Raw genomic sequence first — 1305 nt, 5'->3', positions numbered from 1 at the left:
GGGGTGTCCCACACGGTGGTGGTCTCCGCCGACGGACTCCTTCTGGCGATGTCCGAAGGCTTTCCGCGCGACCGCGCCGACCAGCTCGCGGCCGTCGCCTCCGGTCTGACGTCTCTGACGGCAGGCGCCTCCCGGATCTTCGAGGGAGGCAGCGTGAACCAGACAGTTGTGGAGATGGAGCGAGGATTCCTCTTCATCATGTCCGTATCCGACGGTTCCTCGCTCGCCGTACTGGCCCACCCGGAAGCGGACATCGGCCTCATCGGGTACGAGATGGCCCTTCTGGTGGACCGCGCGGGCACGGTCCTGACCCCGGATCTGCGTGCGGAACTCCAGGGCAGCCTTCTCAACTAGCAAGCGGACGGTGCGCGTTCGCGTCCCGGGGCCGTAAGGTTTCGGGACGCGGCTCCACGCATATGGATGCCCGGCACAGTCGGAGGAGGAGAGAAAGTGGCAACACCCCCAGGCGGTTCGCATACGGGTGGCTGGTCGTACGGTCCCGTGCAGGGACAGGACGGCGGTACCGCGAACCCGTACGCTCCCTCCACCCCCGACCACCGGCAGCCCTACGCACCGCAGGGTCCCGGTCCGGCCCCGTATGAGCAGCCCCAGGCCCCGCGCATCCAGCCGGTCCCCCCGCGCCGCTCCGAGCCGGCATCGGCCCCGGCCGCGGCCAGCAACCCCTTGGTGCGTCCGTACGCCATGACCGGTGGCCGGACGCGCCCGCGCTACCAGCTCGCCATCGAGGCACTGGTGCACACCACCGCCGCTCCGCATCAGATGCAGGGTCAGCTGCCCGAGCATCAGCGGATCTGCAACCTGTGCCGGGAGATCAAGTCGGTAGCCGAGATCTCGGCTCTTCTGACGATCCCCCTCGGCGTGGCCAGGATTCTCGTCGCCGACTTGGCGGAGGCGGGCCTGGTCGCCATCCATCAGCCCGGCGGCGACGAGAACGCCGGTGGCCAGCCAGCCGTGACTTTGCTCGAAAGGGTGCTCAGTGGACTTCGCAAGCTCTAGCGGAGGGCCTTCCCGCTCCACCACGTCCGCGAAGATCGTGGTGGCGGGCGGCTTCGGTGTGGGCAAAACCACGTTCGTCGGCGCCGTCTCGGAGATCAACCCGCTGCGCACCGAGGCCGTCATGACGTCCGCTTCGGCCGGCATCGACGACCTCACCCACACCGGGGACAAGAAGACCACCACGGTCGCCATGGACTTCGGCCGTATCACCCTCGACCAGGACCTGATCCTGTACCTCTTCGGTACGCCCGGTCAGGACCGCTTCTGGTTCATGTGGGACGACCTGGT

3 protein-coding genes are annotated in these 1305 nt (G+C 68.1%); all 3 read left to right on the top strand.

Features of this window, described 5'->3' with window-relative positions:
• A partial coding sequence (locus GTW40_RS14460; RefSeq protein WP_161180581.1) for a roadblock/LC7 domain-containing protein occupies window positions 1-354 on the top strand: 354 nt, incomplete at its 5' end.
• Window positions 355-450: 96 nt separating this feature from the next.
• Window positions 451-1017, top strand: a complete 567-nt coding sequence (locus GTW40_RS14455; protein ID WP_161180580.1) for a DUF742 domain-containing protein — start codon at window positions 451-453, stop codon at window positions 1015-1017.
• On the top strand, window positions 998-1305 hold a 308-nt coding region (locus GTW40_RS14450), incomplete at its 3' end, for an ATP/GTP-binding protein (RefSeq protein ID WP_343245698.1). The genes GTW40_RS14455 and GTW40_RS14450, both read left to right, overlap by 20 nt.

The sequence above is a fragment of the Streptomyces sp. SID4985 genome, from assembly GCF_009863025.1.
Lineage (GTDB): Bacteria > Actinomycetota > Actinomycetes > Streptomycetales > Streptomycetaceae > Streptomyces.
Note: the sequence above shows the minus strand (reverse complement) of the source record. Positions and strands in the feature narration are given on the sequence as shown.